The sequence below is a fragment of the Streptomyces sp. NPDC029159 genome (assembly GCF_055564055.1).
The window spans coordinates 283,602-305,330 of sequence record NZ_JBVHWT010000004.1 but is presented as its reverse complement, the minus strand read 5'-3'; the positions used below and the strand labels follow the sequence as shown (position 1 = coordinate 305,330).

Here is a 21,729-nt window from a genome sequence, read left to right as displayed (position 1 = left end):
CGGGGTGGCGGCGCCGCCTGCCGCCGTGGACGTCCGCGTCGCCCGGACGGCGCCCTCGGGGGCTGCGCTCCCGCGCCCCGTTGCGGCAGACTGCCGCCATGCCGATCGTCGACGTAGCGCCCGGAATCTCCCTCGCCCACGAGTGCTTCGGCGACCCCGATGACGCCCCGGTGCTGCTCGTGATGGGCCTCGGCTCGCAGATGATCTCCTGGCACGAGGACCTCTGCCGGGCGCTCGCGGACCGCGGCCGCTATGTGATCCGGTTCGACAACCGCGACTGCGGGCGGTCGACCATTTTCGACGACCACCCCGTCGACATGGCCCGGTTCATCGAAACCGTCAAGGCGGGAGAGCTCGCCGCCGCCCTCGCGATGGTGCCGTACCGGCTCACCGACATGGCCGACGACGGGTTCGCGCTGCTCACCGCGTTGGGCATCGAGCGGGCCCATGTCGTCGGCGCCTCGCTGGGCGGCATGGTCGCCCAGCGGATGGCGCTGATGCGGCCGGAGCGGGTGCTGAGCCTGACGTCGATGATGTCCACGACCGGCGAGCCGGAGTACGGCCGCTCCACCCCCGAGGCCCGGGCGACGCTGTTCAGCCCGCGCCCCGACGACCGGGAGGGATACATCGCGGCGGCCGAGCGCGAGCTGGTGTGGGCCTCCAAGCGGTACGGCGACGCCGCGGAGCTGCGGCAGCTGGCCGCCGAGAGCTATGACCGCGGCCACCACCCCGGCGGCGTCGCCCGGCAGATGGGCGCGATGGTCCTCGACGGCTCCCGCGCGGACGCGCTCCGCGGGCTGCGGGTGCCGACGCTGGTGATCCACGGTCTGGACGACACGCTGGTCGACCCCAGCGGCGGCCGCCGCACCGCGGAGCTGGTGCCCGGCGCCGAGCTGCTGCTCGTACCCGACATGGGCCACGACCGGCCGCGCCCGCTCTGGCCCGTCCTCGTCGACGCGATGGCCCGCCACACGGCCTGAGCCCGCCCGGCTACGGCCAGAGCAGCTCCCGCCGCCAGGTGCCGCCGTCCTTGCGGTAGATCAGGCGTACGTGGCGCCGCCGGGCGTCGCCCTGGAAGAACTCGGCGGTGTCCGCGCGCAGTGTGTAGCGGGTCCAGTCGGGCACCGGGGCGTCCGGTTCGCGGACGGCGCGGTCCCAGGCGGCGTCGGCGGCGCGGTCCAGTTCGGCGGCCGAGCGAAGCACCTCGCTCTGCCGCCCGACCAGCGCCGCGGCCAGCGAACCGGTGGACCGCTGGTGCAGTGCCGCGGCGCTCTCCCCGGGCCCGGCCTCGGTGGCCGTCCCCTCGATCCGGACCTGACGGCCGACCGCCGCCCAGTAGAAGAGCAGCGCGGCGCGGGGCCGGGCCGCCAGTTCGCGCCCCTTGCGGCTGCCCCGGTGGGAGCCGAAGTGCCAGCCCCGCTCGTCGGCGTCGTGCAGCATCACGATGCGTACGGAGGGGGCCCCGGCGGCGTTCGCGGTGGCCAGCGTCATGGTGTGCGGCTCGGGCTGCCCGGCCTCGGCGGCCTCGCGCAGCCAGCGGCGGAAGAGCGGCAGCGGCGCGTCCGGCGCCTGCGAGGCGTCGAACGACGGCAGCGGATGGTCCCAGACCCGCAGTCCGCGCAGCAGTTCGCGGAAGGCGCGGTCCTCGTCGTGCGGAGCGTCGGGGGACGGCGCGGGCGCCTCGGCGGCGTCCCGGCCCGGGTTCGTGGAGTCTTCGGCCATGGCGGGCAGGGTACGGGGGCCCGGCGCCGGGGCGGGGCGGCCGGGAGGGCGCGGCGGGATGGGTTCGGTGGCGGCGGCCGGGCGCGTGGGCCGTGCCGGGCGGGGGCACTCGCGCCGGGACGGGGCCGGTCGGTTCACCGCGGGCCGCGGTATCGCCCGCGCCCCGACCGCCCCACGCCCCACCGCTCGAAAAACCCTTGGCGCCGCCGCCCGTTGCCCGTCTACCGTCCTCGTATGCATTTCCTCCAGCTCTACGGCTGATCAGGCAGGGCGCTTGCGCCCGCCCCGCCCCGTTCCCCGGTCGACCGGCTCCTGCGCCGGTCCGTGCCGCGCCGTTCCCGTGCCCGTACCACGGCCGGGACCACGGCCGTCTCGTAGCGCCCGGAACCGCAGACGTCCGAGGGCGTCCGGGACCACGGCCGCTCCGTCGCACCCGGGGACGCGGGCCCCGTCCGCGTGCCGTCATGGCGTCCCGTTTTCACGGCAGCCCGCTCACGGCACCCCGTTTTCGTAGATCGAGCAGAGGAGTGTCATGCCTGACACCACCACCCCGCGCCCGCACACCCCTTCCCGTACCTCGGCGCTGGTGCCGCCGGGGGCCGATGCGCCGCTCCGGGGGCGGGCGCATGTGGCGATGATCGGGACGCCGATGGTCAGCCATGTGCTGCCCGGCCTGGAGATCATCCGTGAGTTGGTGGCGCGCGGGCACCGCGTCACCTACGCCAACTCCGATCACGCCGCCGAGCTGATCCGCGCCACCGGCGCCGAACTCGTCCGCCACACCTCGGTGCTGCCGGTGGCCACCAACATCTGGCCGGACGACCCGATCGCCGCCGCCTCCCTCTTCCTCGACGAGGCCGTCGAGGTCCTCCCGCAGCTGCGGCCCTTTTACGACGCCGACCCCGCGGACCTCTACCTCCACGACGTCGCCGCGTTCGCGGGCCGGGCGCTGGCCGAGGCGCAGGGCCGGGAGATCATCCAGCTGTCGCCGACCTTCGTCGGCTGGGAGGGGGCCGAGGAGGAGATGGGCGCCGCGTCCGCCGCGCTGCCGGGCGCCGAGGAGTACACGGCACGGTTCGCGGCGTGGCTTGCGGAGTCCGGTGCGACCACCTTGGACGTGTCGGAGTTCAGCGGTTGGCCCCGGCGGGCGCTGGCGACGATCCCGCGGGCCATGCAGCCGCACGCCGACCGGGTCGACCCCGACCGGATCACCTTCGTCGGCCCCTGCTCGCGGGAGCGGGCGGAGCGGGAGAGCTGGCAGCGCCCGGCCGGTGCCGAGAAGGTGCTGCTGATCTCGCTGGGCAGCGCGTACACGCGGCAGCCGGAGTTCTACCGGCGGTGCCTCGCGGCGTTCGGGGAGCTGCCCGGGTGGCATGTGGTGCTCCAGATCGGCCGGTACGTCGACCCGGCGGAGCTGGGCGAGGTGCCCGGGAACATCGAAGTCCGCTCGTGGGTACCGCAGTTGGCGATCCTGGAGCAGGCGGACCTGTTCGTCACCCACGCCGGGATGGGCAGCTGCTCGGAGGCGCTGCTGTGCGGGGTGCCGATGATCGCGGTGCCGCAGGGCGCCGAGCAGCCCATGAACGCCGACCGCCTCGTCGAACTGGGCGTCGCCCGCCGCCTCGACACCGCCGACGCGACGGCCGACGCGCTGCGCACGGCGGCGCGGGAGCTGCTGGCCGACCAGGGGGTGGCGTCCCGCGTGGCCCGACTCCGTGCCGACACCCGCGCGGAGGGCGGCGCCCCGCGCGCCGCCGATCTGATCGAGGAGCGGCTGGAGCGGATCCTGGCCGCCGAGGGCTGAGGTCGGGGGGAGGGCGCCGGGCCTCGGAATCGGCGCCCTCCCCGCGGCGGTCAAGCGGCCCCCAGTACCACCGTCCCCGACGAACAGAACCACCCTCCGGTGCCGGAGACGGCCGCCAGCCGTGGCGGGCGCCGGCCGCCGGCGCCGTCGGGCCGGTGGACCTGGCGGCCCTCGCCTGCCGTGCCGCGGAGTTGGCGTACCGCCTCGACCAGCAGGAACAGCCCGCGCATCCCGGGGTGGCAGGCCGACAGGCCGCCGCCGTCGGTGTTGACGGGCAGCGCGCCGTCCCGCAGCAGCCGCCCCCCTTCGACGAACGCGCCGCCCTCCCCCTTCGCGCAGAAGCCCAGGTCCTCCAGCGTCACCAGGGTCATGTAGGTGAAGGCGTCGTAGAGCTGGGCGATCTCGATCTCGTCGGGGCGGACACCGGCGCGCGCGAAGGCGAGGCGGCCGGAGACCGCGGCGGGGGAGACGGTGAAGTCCGCCCACTCCGACATCGTGGTGTGGGAGACGGCGGTACCGGAGCCGAGCACCCACACCGGCGGCACGGTGAGATCCGGTACGAGGTCCTCGGCGACGAGCAGGACGGCGCAGCCGCCGTCCGAGCGGATGCAGCAGTGCAGTTTGGTGAACGGGTCGGCGATCACCGGCCCGGCCAGCACCTCGTCGACGGTGACCGGCTCCCGGTACAGCGCGTCCGGGTTGGTGGCCGCGTTGGCCCGCGCCTGGACGGCGACCTCGGCCAGCTGCTCCGGCGTCGTCCCGTACTGGTGCATATGGCGGCGGGCGGCCATGGCGTACTTGGCGATCAGGGTGTGCCCGTAGGGGACCTCGAACTGGAGGGGGCCGCGGGAGCCGAACGAGAGGTTGGCGGTACGGCGCCGGGCCTTGAGGTCGGCGCGGGCGGTGGAGCCGTAGACCAGCAGGACCGCGCGGGCGTGGCCGGCGGCGATGGCGTCGGCGGCGTGGGCGGCCATCACCTCCCAGGTGGAGCCGCCCACCGAGGTCGAATCCACCCAGGTGGGACGGAGCCCCAGATACTCCGCGACCTCGACCGGGGCGAGCGTGCCGAGCCCGGCCGAGGCGAATCCGTCGATGTCCTCGCGCGCGAGGCCGCAGTCGGCCAGCGCCCGGCGCGCGGCCTGGGCGTGCAGTGCGTACGGAGTGGCGTCGTCCACCCGCCCGCAGTCGGACAGGGCGACTCCGGCGACGGCGACCTTGCGCTTCCCGTAGGGGTTCCCTGACGGCGTCATGAATCTGACGGTACATCAGATACGAGATCCCGGGCAGGGCCCCGTAGGGGGCGGGGTCACCCGGAGTGCGGCGTCCAATTCCCCTCCACCGGGGCGCCCTTGGCGCTCGTCGGCAGTTGGCGACAGGCCCTAGGAAAGTCCGCACCCCGTCCTTACCATGACGAGCCGTCAGATTCCGCGAGGGCCGGCCCGCCGGTGCGCGGGGGCCGCGCCGGGCCGCAGCCCGGGAGCCCGCCGCCGTACGGAGGGGCGTTGCCGCACGGCCGGGAGGAGCCCGCCGATGGACGCCGCGACCACCGAGGAACAGGAAGAGTTCCGCCGCACCCTCCGCGCCCACCTGCGCGGCGGCCCCCACCCGGACGGGGAACCGGGCGAGGACGGCGACGAGGGCCGCGGGCCGGAGACCTCCGGGGACGAGTGGCGGCGGCTCGCGGCACGCGCGGGGCTGGCCGGGGCCGGGCTCCCCGCCGCGTACGGCGGAGGCGGGGGCGGGCCCGTCGCGCTCGCGGTGGCCGGTGAGGAGACGGGCCGGACGCTGCGGCCGTCGCCGCTGTTCGCCACCGCCGTGCTCACCGCGCCGCTGCTCCTCGCCCTCGGCACCGGGCGGCAGCGCGACGCCCTGCTGCCGCGCTGCGCCGCCGGGGAGCTGACCTGCGCCACGGTCGTCCCCGCGGGCCGGCTGGGCACCGCGCTCGCGCTCACCGGCCCGAACGGCGGCGACTGGGCGGGCGGCGGCCGGGCCGGCGGCCTCCAGGCACGCAAGGTGCCCGGCGGCCCCGGACGGGCACCGGAGGACGGCGGTCGGTGGCTGCTCTACGGCGAGGCGGCGCGGGTCCCCGACGGACACACCGCCGGACTCCTGCTGGTCGCCGCGCACACCGGCGGCTTCGCCCGCAGCCGCACCCGCCTCTTCCTGGTGACCGCCGGGGCGCCGGGGCTGCGCCGGATCGCGCTGCCCACGGCGCCCGGCGAACGGCCCTGCGCCCGCCTCGAACTCCGTCAGGTCGAGGCGGAGCTGCTCGGTTCGGAGGAAGCCGGTCCGGCGGACGGGCGGACGCCGGAGACGGCCGCGCTCGCCGCCGTCGGGGCGGCCGCCGCCGCGGTGCTGGCGGCGGAGGCGGCCGGTGCGGCCGATGCGGTGCTGTGCCGCGCCGCCGCCCGGGTACGGGACGGGGGCGCCCCGGCGGGCGACGGGGCGCGCGTCGCGGAGCTGCACGCCGCCGTGCGGGCGGTCCGCGCCGCGGCGTACGGTGCCGCCGGTTCCGCGGAGCCGGGCGCCGGTGCGCTGGCGCTGGCCCAGGCGCTGCAGACGCAGCGGGCGGTGGCGGCGCAGGTCGCGCCGCCCGGGGACGACGGGGCGGCGTACGCGCGGCGGGCGGCAGGCGACGAGCTGCTGCTGGGGCCCGTGCACCGGCTGCGGGAGCGGGCGGCGGAGGAGGCGGGGCTGTTCGCCACCGGGGAGCGTGTGCGGAGCGGGCCGCCCGAGGGGAGCGCGGCGGCCGTGGCGGGCATCAGGTGAGCGGGGCGCGGGGTTTGGCGGGGCGGACGCCCGCGAACCGGGCGTGCGCGCGCACCGCGCCGTAGGCCGTCGCCGGGCGGGACGCCCCGGGCTTCCGGCCGCCGTACGTCGCCCGTAGGGCACGGAGCGGGCGGCGGACCGGGCTCGTCCGGCCGGAGCGGTGCCGGTCGCGGACGGTGCGGGGCAAGGGGGGAACGGCGCCGGGCGGGGGCCCGGCGGCGGGGACATGGGTGGGGGGATCGGCGGACCCGGGACGGGTCTGCGTTGGGGGTGGCGCCGTGGGGGCGCGGCGGGCCGGTGCGGCACTCCCGGCGGCTGCGTCGGCGCCGGGGGGTGATCCGTACGGGCGTCCGCGGGCGGGCCCGGGGAGCGGGGCCGGCCGGTGGGCGGCTGCCCGGTTTACTTCGTGGGCTTCTTTCCGGTGACGCCGAAATGCACCAACAGCGCGAGATTCGGCTTCAGTTCGGCCTGTTTGACGCCCCAGCTCTGGAATCCCTTCTGATGTCCGGCGACGGCCGCCAGCATGGCCACGATCGAACCGGCCATGGCTGCCGCGCTCACCTCCTTGTCGACCTTGTTGCGGCTCTGCAGCTCCTCGATGGATTCCGTGAGCGAGTTCGTCACGGCATTGAGGATCTTCATGCGGATCTTGTAGAACCGCTTGTCGCCCTCGGCGGCGCCCAGATCGACGACGCGCAGAATCGCGTCGTGGCGGCGCCAGAACGACAGGAAGCCGTCCACCAGCTCCTCCGCCGCCGCCCAGCCGGACTTTCCGACCCAGGAACGCCCGGCGACGAGATCGGTGAGTTCCGCGCCCTCTTTCGCCATCCCATCGGCGATTTCGAGGACGGCGCCCTCCACGTCGGGGAAGTACTGATAGAACGTAGCGGGTGAAGTGCCCGCTTTTCGGGCCACGTCAATGACCTTCACATCCCGGTACGGGGATGAACTGAGCATTTCACTGAGGCAGTCGAGAAGCTTCTGCCGCGTCGCCTGCCCGCGGCGGCCGGCAACTCTGCCGTCGACGGTTCGCACTTGTCCTGTCATGCCGTCAGCTTACCGAGGGGGGATCGGAGCGCGATTTGGCTGCCTGCAAATGGGGATGGGGGAGTTCGGGATATTCGGTCCCGGTTGATTCCGGCGCGGCATGATGCCACGGATCCACGGAAGCCGCCGCCCCGGAGTGCGGATGGTGCGGGCGGTTCCCGTGCGGGGGCCCGGCGGCCTCCGGAGGCGACGATTGACCCGAACCGGTGAATCCTCTTATCAACAGCCTGTGGACAAGTTCGGTGGACAACCGCAGGGTAAGTCCCGTTCCCCGACGCGCGGTTGAGTGGACCCGCCTCCGCTGGTGACGCACACGTTCGAATTCCTGTCGGGCGACGGCCACCGAACACCGCTAGCGTGCACCTATGACGGCGATGACGGCATTCCCGGAGGGCACGCCCTGCTGGGTGGAGGCGATGCTCCCCGATCTCGACGCCGGAAAGCGTTTCTACGGGGAGCTCTTCGGCTGGACCTTCGATGAAGGCGCCGAAGAATTCGGCGGCTATACCGTCGCCTTCCGCGACGGCCGGAAAGCCGCCGCGCTCATGCCGCAGCCCGACCCGTCGATGCCTGTTTCCTGGGGCATTTCCTTCGCCACCCCCGACGCCGCCCGCACCGAGCAGACCGTCATCCGCTCCGGCGGCCGGATCGTGTGCCCCCCGATGCCCGTCGGCGACCTCGGGACGCTGCTGGTCGCCGCCGACCCGGGCGGCGCGGTCTTCAGCGCCTGGCAGGCCGGGACGCACCGCGGCTTCGAGATCTCCGGCGAGCCCGGCGGCTACGTCTGGACGGGCCTGGGCACCCGCCTCCCGCACACCGCCGACGCCTTCTACGCCAAGGTCTTCGGCTTCGTCGGCGTCCCGCGCAGCCCGATGGCCGGGCCCGGCGTCCTGCCGTGGCGGCTGCCCGGCGGGGACCGCGAGATCGGCTGCCGCGTCGCCATCGGCCCCGGCCGGCCCGGCGCCGAAGCCGTACCCGCCCACTTCACCGTCTGCTTCCTGGCGGACGAGGTGGACGAGGCGGTACGCACCGCCACCGCCCTCGGCGGAACCGTCGTGGGCGGTCCGCACTCCTCCTCCGGGGGCCCGTTCGCGGTCCTCCGTGACAATCAGGGCGCCACGTTCGGTGTGATGGCCCCGAAACAGCCCGCGAGACCGCAGAATTGACGGGTACGGCATGAGCAGCACGGCAGAGGGAACGGCAGGGCCGCCCGGCGGGACCGGAGACGGGCCGGGGCGGGCGACGACGGGGAACGCATGACCAGCAGGGATCGGCGGCGCGAGGGCGCCACGCGGACGGCGCCACGACCGACGGTGCGGCGACCGGCACCGGCCACGGCCCGGCCGGCGGGCGGCGCCGTGCGCCCCCGGAACCGCCGCCCCGCCCGGGGCGTCCCCCGGGCCCGCCGCCCCGGCGCGCGGAGACCGGCGGCCCACCCGTCACGGAGCGTCGCCCCCCTCTGAAAGGGCGGCGCGCGGAGACCGGCACGCACCGTCTGTTTCCGGACACCGCACCCGCGGCCCCGCACCCGGCGCGACCGACCGGAACGGGCAGGCCGCGGAGGGCGCCGCCGCCCGGCCCACGCCGCCCCGGCGGCCCGTACGGGAGCGGCCGGCGGCCGGTGGGTGACCCCTTTGGGTGGACGTATCGGCGCACGTCAGACAAGGATTGCTCACGTTGGGTGACGGTGTTGCCGCGTAGTGCGGGGGCGGCCCGGCGCGAGCGCGCGAAGGCCCCGGGTTCGCCACCGGGGCCTTCGCCAGGAAGAATCAGCCCGCATACGGCCGTTCAGGCCAGCGGTGAGACGCTGCACGGGGCAGTGGCTCTCGGCGGCGCGGTGCTTTGGAGAGTCTCTTTTACGCCCCACGGGGAGGTGGCAGGCAAGTGGTGGAGCAGCTGACGCAGCTGACGCAGCACGATCCCCGGCGGATCGGCCCGTTCGAGGTGCTCGGCCGTCTCGGGGCCGGCGGCATGGGACTGGTCTATCTGGCGCGCTCGGCGTCCGGCCGGCGCGTGGCGATCAAGACGGTGCGCACGGAGCTGGCCGAGGACCAGCTGTTCCGGGTCCGCTTCACGCGCGAGGTCGAGGCGGCCCGCGCGGTGTCCGGCTTCTACACCGCGGCGGTGGTCGACGCCGACCCGCGCGCCGCGGTGCCGTGGCTGGCGACCGCGTACGTACCGGCGCCCTCCCTGGAGGAGATCGTCAACGAGTGCGGACCGCTGCCCGCCCAGGCGGTGCGCTGGCTGGCGGCGGGTATCGCCGAGGCGCTGCAGTCCATCCACGGCGCCGGACTCGTCCACCGCGACCTGAAGCCCTCCAACGTCCTCGTCGTCGAGGACGGCCCCCGGGTCATCGACTTCGGCATCGCGTCCGGTGTCTCCAACACCCGCCTGACCATGACCAACGTCGCCGTCGGCACGCCCGCCTACATGTCGCCCGAGCAGGCCCGCGACTCCCGCAGCGTCACCGGCGCCAGCGACGTCTTCTCCCTCGGCTCCACCCTCGTCTTCGCCGCCACCGGGCACGCACCGTTCCACGGCGCCAACCCCGTCGAGACGGTCTTCATGCTGCTGCGCGAGGGCCCCGACATCACCGGGCTGCCGGACGAGCTGCGGCCCCTGATGGAGTCCTGTATGCAGATGGAGGCGGCCCACCGGCCGTCCCCCGCCGACCTCCAGTCACAGCTCGCCCCGCACCTCTTCGGCTCCGGTACGGACGACAGCGGCACCGCCTCCGCCTGGCTGCCGCCCGGTGCGGTCGCCCTCATCGAGGGGCGCCGCGGCGGCCGCTCCGGACGCGCCGCCGACCGCGCCCCGGCCCGCCCGCCGGAGCCCCCGCGGCCCCCGCAGGACGCGCCTCCGCGCCCGGTGGCCGCGCCCCCGGCGGCCGCCCCCGCCACCGGCTGGCCGGGCCGGATCGGCGCCGGACCGGGCGCCCACCGCGGCGCCGACCCGCGCACCGGCGCCGGACCGCTGCCGCCGTCCGCCCCGGGCCCCGACCCCGCCCCGTCCCGCGTCGCCCCGCCCCCGGACGCCCCCGCCCCCGAGGCGGACGGCCACGGCGGGCCCGTACGGCTGGGCGCGTCGGCCGCCCCGATAGGGCCGGGCCCACGTGCGGCCGACGCCCGCGAGACGCCGCGCGGCCACGCCCCGGCGACGGACTGGGTGCGGCCCCCGGCCGGTGCGTCCGGGGTGCCCGCGCAGGCGGGCCGCCCCGCGCTGCCGGACGGCGCCCCGGCCCGTCCCGAGCAGCCGCCGGCGCCCGCCGAGCCGCCCGGCGGGGAGCCCCGCTGGCGCCCCTGGCGGTTCCGGATGTCGAACGACGTCTGGGGCACCCCCGCCGTCGCCGGGGACCTGCTGTACGTCACCTCCTTCGAGGTGCACGCCCTGGACGTGGCCAGCGGGCGGCGGAAGTTCAAGACCCGTGACGTGGCCTGGGCGATGGCGGTCGCCGACGGCCGTATCCACGCCTCCGACGGCCCCACGCTCTACGCGCTGGACGCCGTCGACGGCGGCGAGCGCTGGCGGCTGAACACCGACGGCTGGGTCTACGCCCTCGCCGCGGAGCACGGCACGGTCGTCACCAGCACCCGGGGCGGCGGCGTCCAGGCGTGGGAGGCGGCCACCGGTGAGCTGCGGTGGGAGATCCGCGGCGCCCAGACCGACTTCGAGACCGCCGAGGCGGCCCCGGTGCTCCACGACGGCACGGTCTTCGTCGTCGCCGACGGCCGCCTCAAGGCACTGGACGCCCGGACCGGCGCCGAACGCTGGGCCTGCCCGGTCGGGGACGCCACGGCCTGCGGCGGCGTCCCGGTGCGGCTGCTGCCCGCCCCGGACGGCATGGTGTACGTCGTCGCGGGCGCGCGGGCGCTCGCCGTGGACATCGCCCGCGGCGAGGTGCGCTGGCACTTCGAGGCGCCCGCGGTCTTCGTCAGCCCGCCGGCCTTCGCCCCGGGCCCGGCCGTCACCGGGGGCGGCGTCTATCTGGTCGACTACCTCGGCACGGTCTACGCGCTGGACGCGGCCGACGGCCGGGACCGCTGGCGGATCGCGACCGAGCCCCGGCAGTCCGCCGAGCCGGTGCTGGTCGCCCACGGCGCCATCCATCTGGGCAGCGGCAAGGCGCTCTACACCCTCGACGCCGTCACCGGCACCCCGCGCTGGCGGTTCCAGGCGGGCGGTGAGGTGATCGGTGCCCCGGTCGTCGCCGAGGGCCGCGTCCACTTCGGCGCCGCCGACCACTGCCTCTACACGCTCGACGCGATGGGCGGCCAGCTCCGCTGGAAACTGGCGACCGGCGGCGAGATCACCGGTACGCCCGTGGCGTCCGGCGGCGTGGTCTACGCCTGCAGCAAGGACCGCTGCGTGTACGCGCTGGACGCGGCCCGCGGGACGGGCCAGGCACGGCGGGCCTGAGCCGGACGGAAGACGACTGCGCCCCGGGGCCGGAGGGTCCCGGGGCGCCGCTGTATCTGCCGGGGGCTACGGGGCGCCGTTCCCGCCGTCCCGGCGGCCGCCCTCCGGCGCACCGGGCCCGCCGGGCGCCGCGTTCTCGTCGCGTCCGCCCGGTTCCTCGGGGCGGACGGCGCGCTGCTGCACCGTCTCGTCCAGGGGACCGGCCGCCCCGTCCGGTGTGCCCGTACCGCGGTCGCCGGGCCGTACAGGCGGGATTGGCACGGTCGCGTCGGGGGAACCGCCCCAGGAGGGCTCGGGGGCGGGGTGCTCGGGCGGACCGGTGCCGTGCGCGGGGGCGCCTTCCGCGGCATGGGCGCCCGTGGGGGCGTGCGGCTCCTCGGCGCCCGCCTGCGGGGTGCCGCCGGGGTGCCGGCGCAGCTCCGCGGCCCACCGCACCGGCGGTGTGGGCGGCTGCGGCGGGCCGCCGCTCTCCGGCGCCGGGCCGGGTGGCGGCGGGGGCGGCCGCCACTCCTGGGCGGGCGGGCGCCCGGGGTCCCACGGGACGGACCCCGGCGCGGGCCGGGCGCCGTGCGCCCCCGGCTCCGTCCCGTACGCCCGCTCGTCGTAGGGCGTGGCGCCGCGCGGTTCGCGGGCTTCCGGCTCGTCGTAGGGCGCGTCGTACCGCCCCCGGGCATGGCGGCCCCGCGGGACGTGGCGGCCGTGCATCACCAGGGCGGCGAGGAGCAGCAGGAGGCCGCCGCCGAACGCGACCGCCACCCCGTCACCCAGCCCGCCCCGGGGACCGGCGGTGAGACTGCCCGCCGCCTGGCCCTGCCGGACCATCCACAGGACGGTGAAACCGAGCACCACCAGACCGGCCAGGGCCACCGGTGCGCGGCTGCGCAGCGCGACGCCGACCAGTGTGAGCAGGGCGGCGACGACCATCGGCAGGAAGACGGAGCCGAGCAGTTCCGCGGAGGCGCGGCTGAGACCGGCGAAGAGGTCCTCGATGCGGACATCACGGGCGGGACGGCCGTCGTACCAGGGACGGAAGGGGCTCCATACGGCGGCCGTCGCTCCGAGGAGGGCGATCAGGGAGCCGAATACGTTGCGCACCACCGGCGTCGCCTCGTTTCCGCGTCGTCCTGATGTCCTCGGTCCCGACGCTACGCCTGCCCGCCCGGGGACGCGCGGCAGATACGGCGGCCTTCGCGGACGGCGCCCGCCTGTCACCGCCCCTTGCTAGGGTGCCGTGCACGCGTCAAAGCCCGGCGGCCACCGGGCGGCGCGGCCTGGAATTCCGGCGGAATCATGTGTGTCACGGGGGACGGACAGCGTTATGCAGCAGCGCACACGTACGCGCGCACGGGCCGCGGTCGCGGCAGCACTGGTGGCGGTCACCGCCGCCACGGTGAGCGGCTGCGGGGCGCTCAACCCGTTCGGCTACGCCCGCCCCACGCTCCCCGCCACCTCCTCCCCGAGCCCGGGCGCCGGGGAGACCCCCACGTACGGCGCGGAGCCCACCGACGCCTACTCGCCCGCGTACTCCCCGTCCCCGACGATGGCGACGTACGACCCCGACGGCCGCTCCGACGTGCACGGCAGCGGCTGCGACTTCTCCAACTCGCTGCACGAGTTCACCTACCGGGTCAGCGTCACCAACACCTCCCTGTCGGACACCTTCTCGTACGACATGGAGATCGACTGGATGAAGGCGCGTCCGGCGGACGGGACGAGCTACGGGCGGCACACCCGCAGCATCACGGTGGCGCCCGGTGCCACCGAGACGTACACCGCCCGCTACACCGTCAACCAGTCGTCGTTCGGCCGCTTCTGGTTCACCTGCCAGGTGACGCGGGCGGAGAAGTCCCGGATGTGACCGCTCGCCCCGGGGTGCGCGCACGGGCCGCGAACAGCTCGGCCTGCCGCTCCGGGGGCAGATTGCCCAGCGCGATCAGGTGCGGCGCCTGGGCCAGCGCCCGCTCCCGGCTCGCCTCGTGGGCGGCCCACAGCGCGCGTACGGTGCCCTGGACGGCGTCGGTGGGCTGCGCGGCGAGCACCGCGGCGCGGCGCAGCGCGGTCGCCGCCGCCTCACCGGGGGCGGTCAACTCCGAGACCAGGCCGGTGCGGTGGGCGCGGGCGGCGTCCAGCCGTTCCGCGGTGCCCATCAGGCACATCCGGGCGGCCTCCCCGTAGGGCATCCGCTGCGCCATGAGGATCGCCTCGTAGGCGCTGACCATCCCGTAGGTGGTGTGCGGGTCGAAGAAGGTGGAGTTCTCCGAGGCGATGATGAACTCCGCCTCACCCAAGAGGTAGCAGGCGCCGCCGCACGCCATCCCGTCGACCGCGGCGATCACCGGTTTCCACAGGTCGTTGGCCTTCGGCCCGATGTACAGCAGGGGGTCGTCGAGGGAGTACGGCGACGGCGGCTGCGGGACGGTGACGTCGCGGTCGATGCCGGTGCAGAAGGCCCGGCCGCCCGCCCCGGTGACGACCGCGGCGCGTACGGACGCGTCGAAGCGGAACGCCCGCCACAGGTCGGCGAGTTCGGCGGCGGCCGCCAGATCCAGGGCGTTGAGCCGGGCGGGCCGGTCGAGGGTGACCAGCGCGACGCCGTCGCTGATCTCGGCACGGATGCTCACGGCCGCTCCAGGGCCCAGCGGGGCACCGTCACGCCCCCGGGCAGGGCGCAGAAGACGGCCCGTACGGGGGCGCCGATGCGCAGCCGCGCCGGGTCGACGGAGTCCAGGCGGGCGTCGGCGTCCGCGACGACGTTGCCGACGAGCCGGATACGGGGCGCGTCGGCCAGCTCCACGACGACGGCGTTGTACGGCGCCTGCGCCGCGTAAGCGGGCAGCAGTGGCGGGTGCGGGACGACGAACGACCAGATGTGGCCGCGGCCGGGCGTCGCCCGCCAGTGGCTGTCGAAGGACTGGCAGTGCGGACAGCAGGGCCGTGGCGGGAAGCGCGGAGCGGTGCACTCCGTGCAGGTCTGGACGCGCAGTTCGCCGCGGGCCGCGTACTCCCAGAACGGCGCGCCGTCCTCGTCGGGAACGGGAACCAGCAGGTCATCGACGGTGTCGGCCGGATTGTCAGTGGGCTGTGTCACGCTCTGTGACATGACCTTACGCGCACGCATCTCCCGATCAACTCCTCAGCAGCAGGGCCGAGGTGGGGACGCCCTCGCCCGCGGTGACCAGACAGGTGGCGGCGCCCGGGACCTGCGCGGTGCTGGTGCCGCGCAGCTGCTTGACGCCTTCGGTGATGAGGTTGAAGCCGTGGACGTACGCCTCGGAGAGGCCGCCGCCCGCGGTGTTGAGCGGCAGCCGCCCGCCGGTCTCCAGCGCGCCGCCCTCGGTGAAGGCCGCGCCCTCGCCGCGCCCGCAGAAGCCGTAGCCCTCCAGGGACAGCGGGATCAGCGGGGTGAAGGCGTCATAGATCTGCGCCACGTCGACGTCCTGCGGGCCCAGGTCGGCGTTCTTCCACAGCTGACGGGCGGCGGTCCAGGCAGGGCCACTGAGCGGGTCGTCGTTCCAGTAGTTGACCATCCCGTGGTGCTGGGCGGGCAGCCCCTGGGCCGCGGAGTGGACGTACACGGGCCGCCGGCGGCAGTCGCGGGCGCGCTCCGCGGAGACCACGACACAGGCCAGCGCGCCGTCCGTCTCCAGGCAGTTGTCGAAGAGGCAGAGCGGTTCACTGATCCAGCGGGCGGTCATGTACATCTCGCGGGTCAGCGGCCGGTCGTACATCATCGCGGCCGGGTTCTGGTTGGCGCGGTTGCGGCAGGCGAGGGCGACGTTGAAGAAGTGATCGCGGGTGGCGCCGTATTCGTGCATGTAGCGGCGGGCCAGCATGCCGATCTCGTCGGCGGGCCGCAGCAGCCCGAAGGGCCGGGTCCACTGCCCCGGGGTGGGGAGCTGGACCTGCGTGTTCTTCCACGGGCGGGGCCCGGAGCCGCGTTTGCGGGACCGCCAGGCGACGCCGACGTGCGCCTGTCCGGTGGCGATGGCGGCGGCCAGATGGGCCACGGTCGCACAGGACCCGCCGCCGCCGTAGCCGACCTTGGAGAAGTGGGTGACGTCCCCGGCGCCGATGGCCTTGGCGATCTCGACCTCGTCGGTCTCCTCCATCGTGTAGGAGGCGAAGGCGTCCACCTCCGCGGGGGCGATCCCGGCGTCGTCGAGTGCGGCGAGGATCGCCCGGCAGGCAAGCGTCTTCTCGGATTCCTCCAGCCTCTTGGCGAACGGAGTCTGCCCGATGCCGGCTATCGCCGTAGCGTCCTTGAGGGTCGCCCCCATGGTCACCTCCGTGGTCGGCCGTCCGTACTGACAGCCGAGGAGGCTACCGCTAATCTGACGGACAGTCAGCTCTTTCGCGGGAGGCGGTTCTCGATGCCCGACGACCTGGAAACGCGAGCGGATCTGCGGTACGGCTCCCTGCCCCGCCTGGTGCGCGAGGCCGCCGAGCGGTACGGCCCGCGCGAGGCCGTCGTCGGGGGCCGCACCCGCCTCACCTACGCCGAGCTGGGCGAACGCGTCGAGCGGACCGCCGCCGCCTGCCTCGCCGCCGGAATCGCCCCCGGCGACCGCGTCGCTGTCTGGGCCCCCAACACCCCCGACTGGATCGTCTCCGCGCTCGGCGCCGTCACCGCCGGCGCCGTCCTGGTGCCGGTCAACACCCGCTTCAAGGGCGCCGAGGCCGCCGACATCCTGCGCCGCACCCGCGCCAGGCTCCTCTTCGTCACCGGCACCTTCCTCGGCACCTCCTACGTCGCCGCACTGCGCCGCGCCACCCGGGAGGGCCCCGGCGACGGACCGCTGCCCGGCCTGCCGGACCTGGAGCGGGTGGTGGTCCTCGCCGACGACGCCCCGGCCGACTTCGACAGCCGTCCGGCCTTCCTCGCCGCCGGTGCCGCCGTCCCGTCCGACGCGGTCCGTGAGCGCGCCGACGCCGTCCGCCCCGACGACCCCTCCGACATCCTCTTCACCTCCGGCACCACCGGACTGCCCAAGGGCGCGGTGCTCAGCCACGCCCAGACGCTCCGCGCCTACGACACCTGGAGCGACCTCGCCGGTCTCACGGAGGGCGACCGCTACCTCATCGTCAACCCCTTCTTCCACACCTTCGGCTACAAGGCCGGGATCGTCGCCTGTCTGCTGCGCGGCGCCACGATGGTGCCGCAGCCGGTCTTCGACGCCGAGGCCACCCTCGCCCGCATCGCCGCCGAACGGATCTCCGTCCTGCCGGGCCCGCCCACCCTCCACCAGCAGATCCTGGAACACCCTGCCCGGGCCCGGCACGACCTCTCGGCGCTGCGGCTGGTGGTCACCGGCGCCGCCGTCGTCCCGCTGGAGCTGGTCGAACGCCTCCGCGGCGAGCTGGGCGTCGCCACCGTCCTGACGGCGTACGGCCTGTCGGAGGCGGGCGGCCTCGTCACGATGTGCCGCCGCGGCGATCCGCCCGGGACCGTCGCCGCGACCAGCGGCCGGGCCGTCCCCGGCACCGAGGTCCGCATCGCCGACACCGCCGACCGCCCCCTGCCGACCGGCACCCCCGGGGAGGTACAGGTCCGCGGGTACCAGGTCATGTCCGGCTACTTCGAGGACCCGGCCGCCACCGCGCGCACCCGCACCGCCGACGGCTGGCTGCGCACCGGCGACATCGGCGTCCTCGACGCGTACGGCAACCTCCGTATCACCGACCGCCTCAAGGACATGTTCATCGTGGGCGGCTTCAACGCCTATCCGGCCGAGATCGAGCAACTCCTCGGCCGCCACCCGGACATCGCCGAGATAGCCGTCGTCGGGATACCCGACGCCCGGCTGGGCGAGGTCGGCAAGGCGTACGCAGTCCGCCGCTCCGGCGCGAGCCTGACCGCCGACGACCTCATCGCCTGGTCACGCCGCGAGATGGCCAACTACAAGGTGCCCCGCCAGGTCGAGTTCGTCACGGAACTGCCGCGCAACGCGAGCGGGAAGGTGCTGAAGACGCGGCTGAGGACGGGCGCGGAGGGAGGCTGATCCGGCGGGTGCCGTGGTCCGCCGGGGCGTGGGCGCGGGGCGTGCCTGTCCGGGACCCGTGCCCGGCACGGAGCGTGCCCGAGTCGGAGCGCGCCGACCACCCGGACCGGAGTGCTCCAGGGCTGGGCGCGCGGGATCCCAGCCCACGGGCCCCCGGGCCCGCCCGGCTCCCGGTCCGGAGCGCGCCGAGCTCCCGGGCCCGTGGGACCCCCGAGCTGTACGCGTACGGCTCCGCGCCCCGCCCCGCCCCGCAGGCCCCGCGTCCGCGCTACCCCGCGTCCGGCGCCCAGTCCGGTCGGCGGCCGCTCAGGGCCACGACGCGGTCCAGCAGCGTCGCGTCGTCCGGTACGGGGACGGCCGGGCCGAACATGCCGCCGCGGGCCGGGTTCTCGGCGGCGGGCGCGAGCAGCGCGTACGACACCCCGAGGCTCGCGGTGTCGGGTGCGTAGGGCTGTCCGGTGGCGCGGGCCAGGTCCCAGCCGTGCAGGACGAGTTCGTTGAGCGCGATCCGCCCGGCGAGGGCGGCGGGCAGGGTGATGCCACCGGCCTCCGTCTCGCCCTCCCAGGCGGCCGGGCGGTGCCAGGCCGCGGCCAGCGCGTCGAGGTTGGCGGCCAGCTCGTCGCGCCACCCGGGTGCGACGTCGGGCAGGGTGCTGCCCGGTGGCGTGCCCGTCGCCGGGCCCAGTTCCTTGGTCGCGGTGTTCCGGAGCGCCGCGGTCAGGCCCACGAGATGCCCCAGCAGATTCCGTACCGCGTACTCCGTGCACGGTGTCGGCGCGGCCAGCTGCTCGTCGCGGGTGCGGGCGGCGAGATGGGCGATCAGCGCGGTCTGCGCGCCGAAGTCGATGGTCTCCGTCATGTCGGCGTTCCTTCCGTCGTCACCGGGTGCGGCCGGTACCCCGGCCCGGCCCTCAGTGAAACGGCCCCGGGCCCCGCGCCCCGGCCGCCACACCGAGCCGCCCACCGCGGGACGACGGCCATCCGGCCACCGGGACGAGCGGACCCGGCCCGCCGCGCGCCGCCGCGCCGGACACCCGCCTCCCGCCGGCCACCACGCCTCCGGACGCCCGCCTACCCGCCGGCCGCCCCGTCCGCGTACCGCTCCCGCAGCGCCGTCTTGAGGACCTTGGAGAGGGGCCCGCCCCGGGGCAGCGCATCCGTGATCTCCAGCTGTTCCGGGAGCTTCTGCGTCATCAGGCCCGCCGCGCGCAGATGCGCGGTCAGCGCGGCCAGGGTGGGCGGCGCCGCGGTGGGGGCGAGGGTGACGACGGCGCACACCCGCTCACCGCGGGAGCGGTCCGGCAGCCCGATCACCGCCGCCTCGGCGACCCCCGGATACGTCCGTACCAGCTCCTCGACCTCCTGCGCCGAGATGTTCTCGCCCTTGCGGATGATGATGTCCTTGAGACGCCCGGTGAGCACGAGGTGCCCGTCGGGCCGCAGATGGCCGAGATCGCCGGTGCGGAAGTACCCGTCCGCGTCGAACGCCGCGGCGGTCAGCGCCGGATCGGTGTACCGCCGGAAGAGCATCGGCCCCTTGACCCTCACCTCGCCGCTCTCACCGGTCGCGGCTGCGGCGCCGTCCGGCCGGACGATCCGCACCGTCGCGCCCGCGACGGGCCGCCCCACCGTCCGCGCCAGTTGCTCGTCCCCGTCGTACGGCGTGCCCATCGTGATCATGGGGCACTCCGTCATCCCGTAGCCGTGCACCAGCGCGCACCCCAGCTCCGCGACGGTCTCGGCATACAGCTCCGGGGGCAGCGGCGCCCCGCCGCCGGAGAGCAGCCGCAGCGAGGGCAGCAGCGGACCGGCGTCCGGCCGCTCCTGCCGACGGTGCCGGGACGCATCGAGAAACGCCTGGTAGAACGCGGTGCTGCCGCCCGCCATGGTCACGCCGTACCGCCGGTAGACGGCCGCCGCCGCATCCGGCCGGAAGGCGTCCAGCACCACGGCGGGGAAGCCGCCGGCCAGCATCGCGACGAGGTAGTCCGGACCTGCGATATGGGCGTACGGGAACGCGATCGAGCCGATGTCGTCCGCCGCCATCCCCAGCGCCGTGGCCAGCCCGAACCCTCCGGCGATCAGCGTCGCGTCCGTGTGCTCGACGCCCTTGGGCGCGGCGGTCGTCCCGGACGTGTAGTAGATCCAGGCGGTGGCCGCCGGAACCCCCGAAAGCGGCGGCGCCGGGGGAGGGGGCAGCACCCCGGGGTCCCCGGTCGGCAGCCCGAACTCCCGGCCGGGATCGCCGCCCGGCGCCCCGGCCCCGTGCCCCGGCCCGCCGGGGTCTCCCTCCCCGGTGGCCACGGTCAGCACCCGCACCCCCTCCCCGGCCACCGCGCGCGCCCGCGCCGTGAAGTCGGTGCCGCGCCACACCCCGGGGACGAGGACGAACTCGGCGGCCGATTCGGCGAGGATGAAGCCGACCTCCCGCTCCCGCAGCAGATGGAGCACCGGGATCTGCACCGCCCCGAGCCGGGCCAGCGCGAGCGAGGCGAGCACCGTGCCGATCCGTGTCGGCAGCTGCCAGGCCACCCGCGTACCGGCCCGGACGCCCTGCTCCCACAGCCCGGCGGCCACCCGCAGGGCCGCGTCCCGCGCCTGCGCGAAGGTGATCCGCCGCCCCGCGGCGTCGAAGAACATGGGCGCGCCGGGGGAGGCTCCCGCGCGGTACTCGACCAGTTCCCAGAGCGTCTGCACACGACCGGACTCGAACACGGCGCCTCCTGGCCACGGGGACGGTGCGGGGCGCCAAGAGTAGAACTGATGGATCGTCAGGTCCAGGTCGGTGAGGCCCGGCAAGGCCCCGGACGTCCCCCGGGAACGGCCGCGGCCGGCGCCCGCAGGTCCCTTACGGGTGCGGGGCCGGCCGCCGGATGGATGCCGTAGGGGCGTGGCCCTACGGGACGAGCGGGATGTTGCTGTCGGCCGCGGTGAAGGTGCCGGGCGCGACCGGGATGTTGCTGTCCGCCGGGGCCACCGGAATGTTGCTGTCCTTCGGGGCCACCGGGATGTTGCTGTCCGCCGGAGCGAACGGGATGTTGCTGTCCAGGGTCCTGGGCGGCGACGGAATGTTGCTGTCGGCCAGAGCGGGGGAGGCCGCGATGCCGAGCGCGGTGGCGCCGAAGGCGGCCGTGACCAGGGTGCGCGTGATGCGGTTCATGCCAGCTCCAAAGTGTGGGGGATCCGTCGGGGAAACGTTCCCTTGTGTGAACCGTGCCTGACCACACGACGGTAGCCCGTTGTCAGCCAGATGTTCGACAAAATCCTAGGAAGTTGCCTAAAAAACACGCGAGTTGAAGACGCATCGGAGGAGTAGGAGACTCCGCCTCCGCTCCTGCAAGCCGCCACTTCGGCCGTTGCACCCGCATTGACGCTCACGTCGGCCGGCCGGAACGGGCCTGCTCCGCCCCGCTCTTCGGCATGGCCGGAAGCCGTCGGACCGTACGGGTGCGGCCGGTTTCGATGGCTCCCCTGATTACGTCATCGAAACCGGCCGCCACGATCCCCCGATCGTGCCCGGCGCACGGTGGCGCCGGGCGCCCGGAACGGTCGGCCCCTCCCCAGGTGCCGCCCGTCCGGACGTCTTGTCCCCCCTCGGGCCTTGCGGCCCGCGGACCTCGCGGTCCACGAGCCCCGGAAGGCCCCGGACCTGACGGGCCTCGGCCCGGGGGCGATCCGTACGGGTGATCCGTACGGGCCGTCCCCACGGGCGAGCCCTACGGGATACGAGCCGACAGGCCCGTATCCCGCCCCCCTTGCTGCCGCACCGCCGGTCCGCAGCGGTGCGGTTCCCCCCCCGTCAGCGGCAGCCGGGCCATCCCCCGGCCTGACCGCCACCGACGTTCCGGGCCCTCCCCTGAGCCCGGCCCCCCTGGTCCGTTCCGCCGGCGCCCCGATCCCCCCGGGGCCCGCGGGCCGGACCTTCCCCCCCCCTGATGCCGTACGGCGGCGCGTACGCCCGGCTTTCCCCCG

17 protein-coding genes are annotated in these 21,729 nt (G+C 75.5%); 7 read left to right on the top strand and 10 right to left on the bottom strand.

Annotated elements, in window-relative coordinates:
- Positions 1-98 precede the first annotated feature (98 nt).
- Positions 99-980 carry an alpha/beta fold hydrolase gene (locus ACZ4U4_RS10945; RefSeq protein ID WP_467871586.1) on the top strand — a complete coding sequence of 294 codons (882 nt, stop codon included), beginning with the start codon at positions 99-101 and terminating at the stop codon, positions 978-980.
- 10 nt (positions 981-990) lie between these two features.
- Here the strand turns inward: ACZ4U4_RS10945 and ACZ4U4_RS10940 are convergent, their stop codons facing one another.
- Positions 991-1,722: a pyridoxine/pyridoxamine 5'-phosphate oxidase gene (locus tag ACZ4U4_RS10940; RefSeq protein ID WP_467871584.1), complete on the bottom strand. Its 732-nt coding sequence runs from the start codon at positions 1,720-1,722 to the stop codon at positions 991-993.
- 634 nt (positions 1,723-2,356) lie between these two features.
- Here ACZ4U4_RS10940 and ACZ4U4_RS10935 point away from each other — a divergent pair.
- On the top strand, positions 2,357-3,526 hold the full coding sequence (locus ACZ4U4_RS10935; RefSeq protein WP_467872096.1) for a macrolide family glycosyltransferase: 1,170 nt from the start codon (positions 2,357-2,359) through the stop codon (positions 3,524-3,526).
- A 50-nt stretch (positions 3,527-3,576) separates the two neighbouring features.
- Here the strand turns inward: ACZ4U4_RS10935 and ACZ4U4_RS10930 are convergent, their stop codons facing one another.
- Positions 3,577-4,776 carry a thiolase C-terminal domain-containing protein gene (locus ACZ4U4_RS10930; RefSeq protein ID WP_467871582.1) on the bottom strand — a complete coding sequence of 400 codons (1,200 nt, stop codon included), beginning with the start codon at positions 4,774-4,776 and terminating at the stop codon, positions 3,577-3,579.
- Between the two features lie 280 nt (positions 4,777-5,056).
- On the opposite strand from ACZ4U4_RS10930, the gene ACZ4U4_RS10925 reads away from it, so the two are divergent.
- On the top strand, positions 5,057-6,295 hold the full coding sequence (locus tag ACZ4U4_RS10925) for an acyl-CoA dehydrogenase family protein (protein WP_467871580.1): 1,239 nt from the start codon (positions 5,057-5,059) through the stop codon (positions 6,293-6,295).
- Positions 6,296-6,694: 399 nt separating this feature from the next.
- On the opposite strand, the gene ACZ4U4_RS10920 is transcribed toward ACZ4U4_RS10925, so the two are convergent.
- Positions 6,695-7,342 (bottom strand): TetR family transcriptional regulator, encoded by a 648-nt coding sequence (locus ACZ4U4_RS10920; RefSeq protein ID WP_467871577.1) that lies wholly within the window; start codon positions 7,340-7,342, stop codon positions 6,695-6,697.
- Between the two features lie 365 nt (positions 7,343-7,707).
- On the opposite strand from ACZ4U4_RS10920, the gene ACZ4U4_RS10915 reads away from it, so the two are divergent.
- Together ACZ4U4_RS10915 and afsK are read left to right on the top strand one after the other, a co-directional pair.
- On the top strand, positions 7,708-8,508 hold the full coding sequence (locus ACZ4U4_RS10915; RefSeq protein WP_467871574.1) for a VOC family protein: 801 nt from the start codon (positions 7,708-7,710) through the stop codon (positions 8,506-8,508).
- A gap of 718 nt (positions 8,509-9,226) precedes the next feature.
- Positions 9,227-11,758, top strand: coding sequence for a protein serine/threonine kinase AfsK (afsK, locus tag ACZ4U4_RS10910; protein WP_467871571.1), 2,532 nt, complete (start codon positions 9,227-9,229; stop codon positions 11,756-11,758).
- A gap of 66 nt (positions 11,759-11,824) precedes the next feature.
- Here afsK and ACZ4U4_RS10905 read toward each other — a convergent pair whose 3' ends face one another.
- Positions 11,825-12,856 (bottom strand): hypothetical protein, encoded by a 1,032-nt coding sequence (locus ACZ4U4_RS10905; protein ID WP_467871569.1) that lies wholly within the window; start codon positions 12,854-12,856, stop codon positions 11,825-11,827.
- 220 nt (positions 12,857-13,076) lie between these two features.
- Here ACZ4U4_RS10905 and ACZ4U4_RS10900 point away from each other — a divergent pair, with 220 nt between their 5' ends.
- Positions 13,077-13,616, top strand: a complete 540-nt coding sequence (locus ACZ4U4_RS10900) for a hypothetical protein (protein WP_467871566.1) — start codon at positions 13,077-13,079, stop codon at positions 13,614-13,616.
- Here the strand turns inward: ACZ4U4_RS10900 and ACZ4U4_RS10895 are convergent.
- From ACZ4U4_RS10895 to ACZ4U4_RS10885, 3 genes are read right to left on the bottom strand one after another with little or no spacing between them, the layout of a single operon-like run.
- The gene (locus ACZ4U4_RS10895) at positions 13,576-14,379 is read right to left on the bottom strand and encodes an enoyl-CoA hydratase/isomerase family protein (protein WP_467871563.1); all 804 of its coding nucleotides are present in this window, start codon (positions 14,377-14,379) and stop codon (positions 13,576-13,578) included. The genes ACZ4U4_RS10900 and ACZ4U4_RS10895 overlap by 41 nt on opposite strands.
- On the bottom strand, positions 14,376-14,858 hold the full coding sequence (locus ACZ4U4_RS10890) for a Zn-ribbon domain-containing OB-fold protein (protein ID WP_467872093.1): 483 nt from the start codon (positions 14,856-14,858) through the stop codon (positions 14,376-14,378). The genes ACZ4U4_RS10895 and ACZ4U4_RS10890 overlap by 4 nt, the downstream gene beginning before the upstream one ends.
- Before the next feature lie 25 nt (positions 14,859-14,883).
- A complete protein-coding gene (locus tag ACZ4U4_RS10885; RefSeq protein WP_467871561.1) occupies positions 14,884-16,035 on the bottom strand; it encodes a lipid-transfer protein in 1,152 nt (383 codons plus the stop codon).
- Positions 16,036-16,128: 93 nt separating this feature from the next.
- Here ACZ4U4_RS10885 and ACZ4U4_RS10880 point away from each other — a divergent pair, with 93 nt between their 5' ends.
- A complete protein-coding gene (locus tag ACZ4U4_RS10880) occupies positions 16,129-17,757 on the top strand; it encodes a FadD3 family acyl-CoA ligase (RefSeq protein ID WP_467871558.1) in 1,629 nt (542 codons plus the stop codon).
- A gap of 268 nt (positions 17,758-18,025) precedes the next feature.
- On the opposite strand, the gene ACZ4U4_RS10875 is transcribed toward ACZ4U4_RS10880, so the two are convergent.
- The 3 genes from ACZ4U4_RS10875 to ACZ4U4_RS10865 all read right to left on the bottom strand — a co-directional run bounded on the left by ACZ4U4_RS10875 (position 18,026) and on the right by ACZ4U4_RS10865 (position 20,917).
- The gene (locus tag ACZ4U4_RS10875) at positions 18,026-18,616 is read right to left on the bottom strand and encodes a TIGR03086 family metal-binding protein (RefSeq protein WP_467871555.1); all 591 of its coding nucleotides are present in this window, start codon (positions 18,614-18,616) and stop codon (positions 18,026-18,028) included.
- A 212-nt stretch (positions 18,617-18,828) separates the two neighbouring features.
- Positions 18,829-20,472, bottom strand: a complete 1,644-nt coding sequence (locus ACZ4U4_RS10870; RefSeq protein WP_467871552.1) for a class I adenylate-forming enzyme family protein — start codon at positions 20,470-20,472, stop codon at positions 18,829-18,831.
- A 181-nt stretch (positions 20,473-20,653) separates the two neighbouring features.
- Positions 20,654-20,917: a hypothetical protein gene (locus tag ACZ4U4_RS10865; protein WP_467871550.1), complete on the bottom strand. Its 264-nt coding sequence runs from the start codon at positions 20,915-20,917 to the stop codon at positions 20,654-20,656.
- Positions 20,918-21,729: the final 812 nt, after the last annotated feature.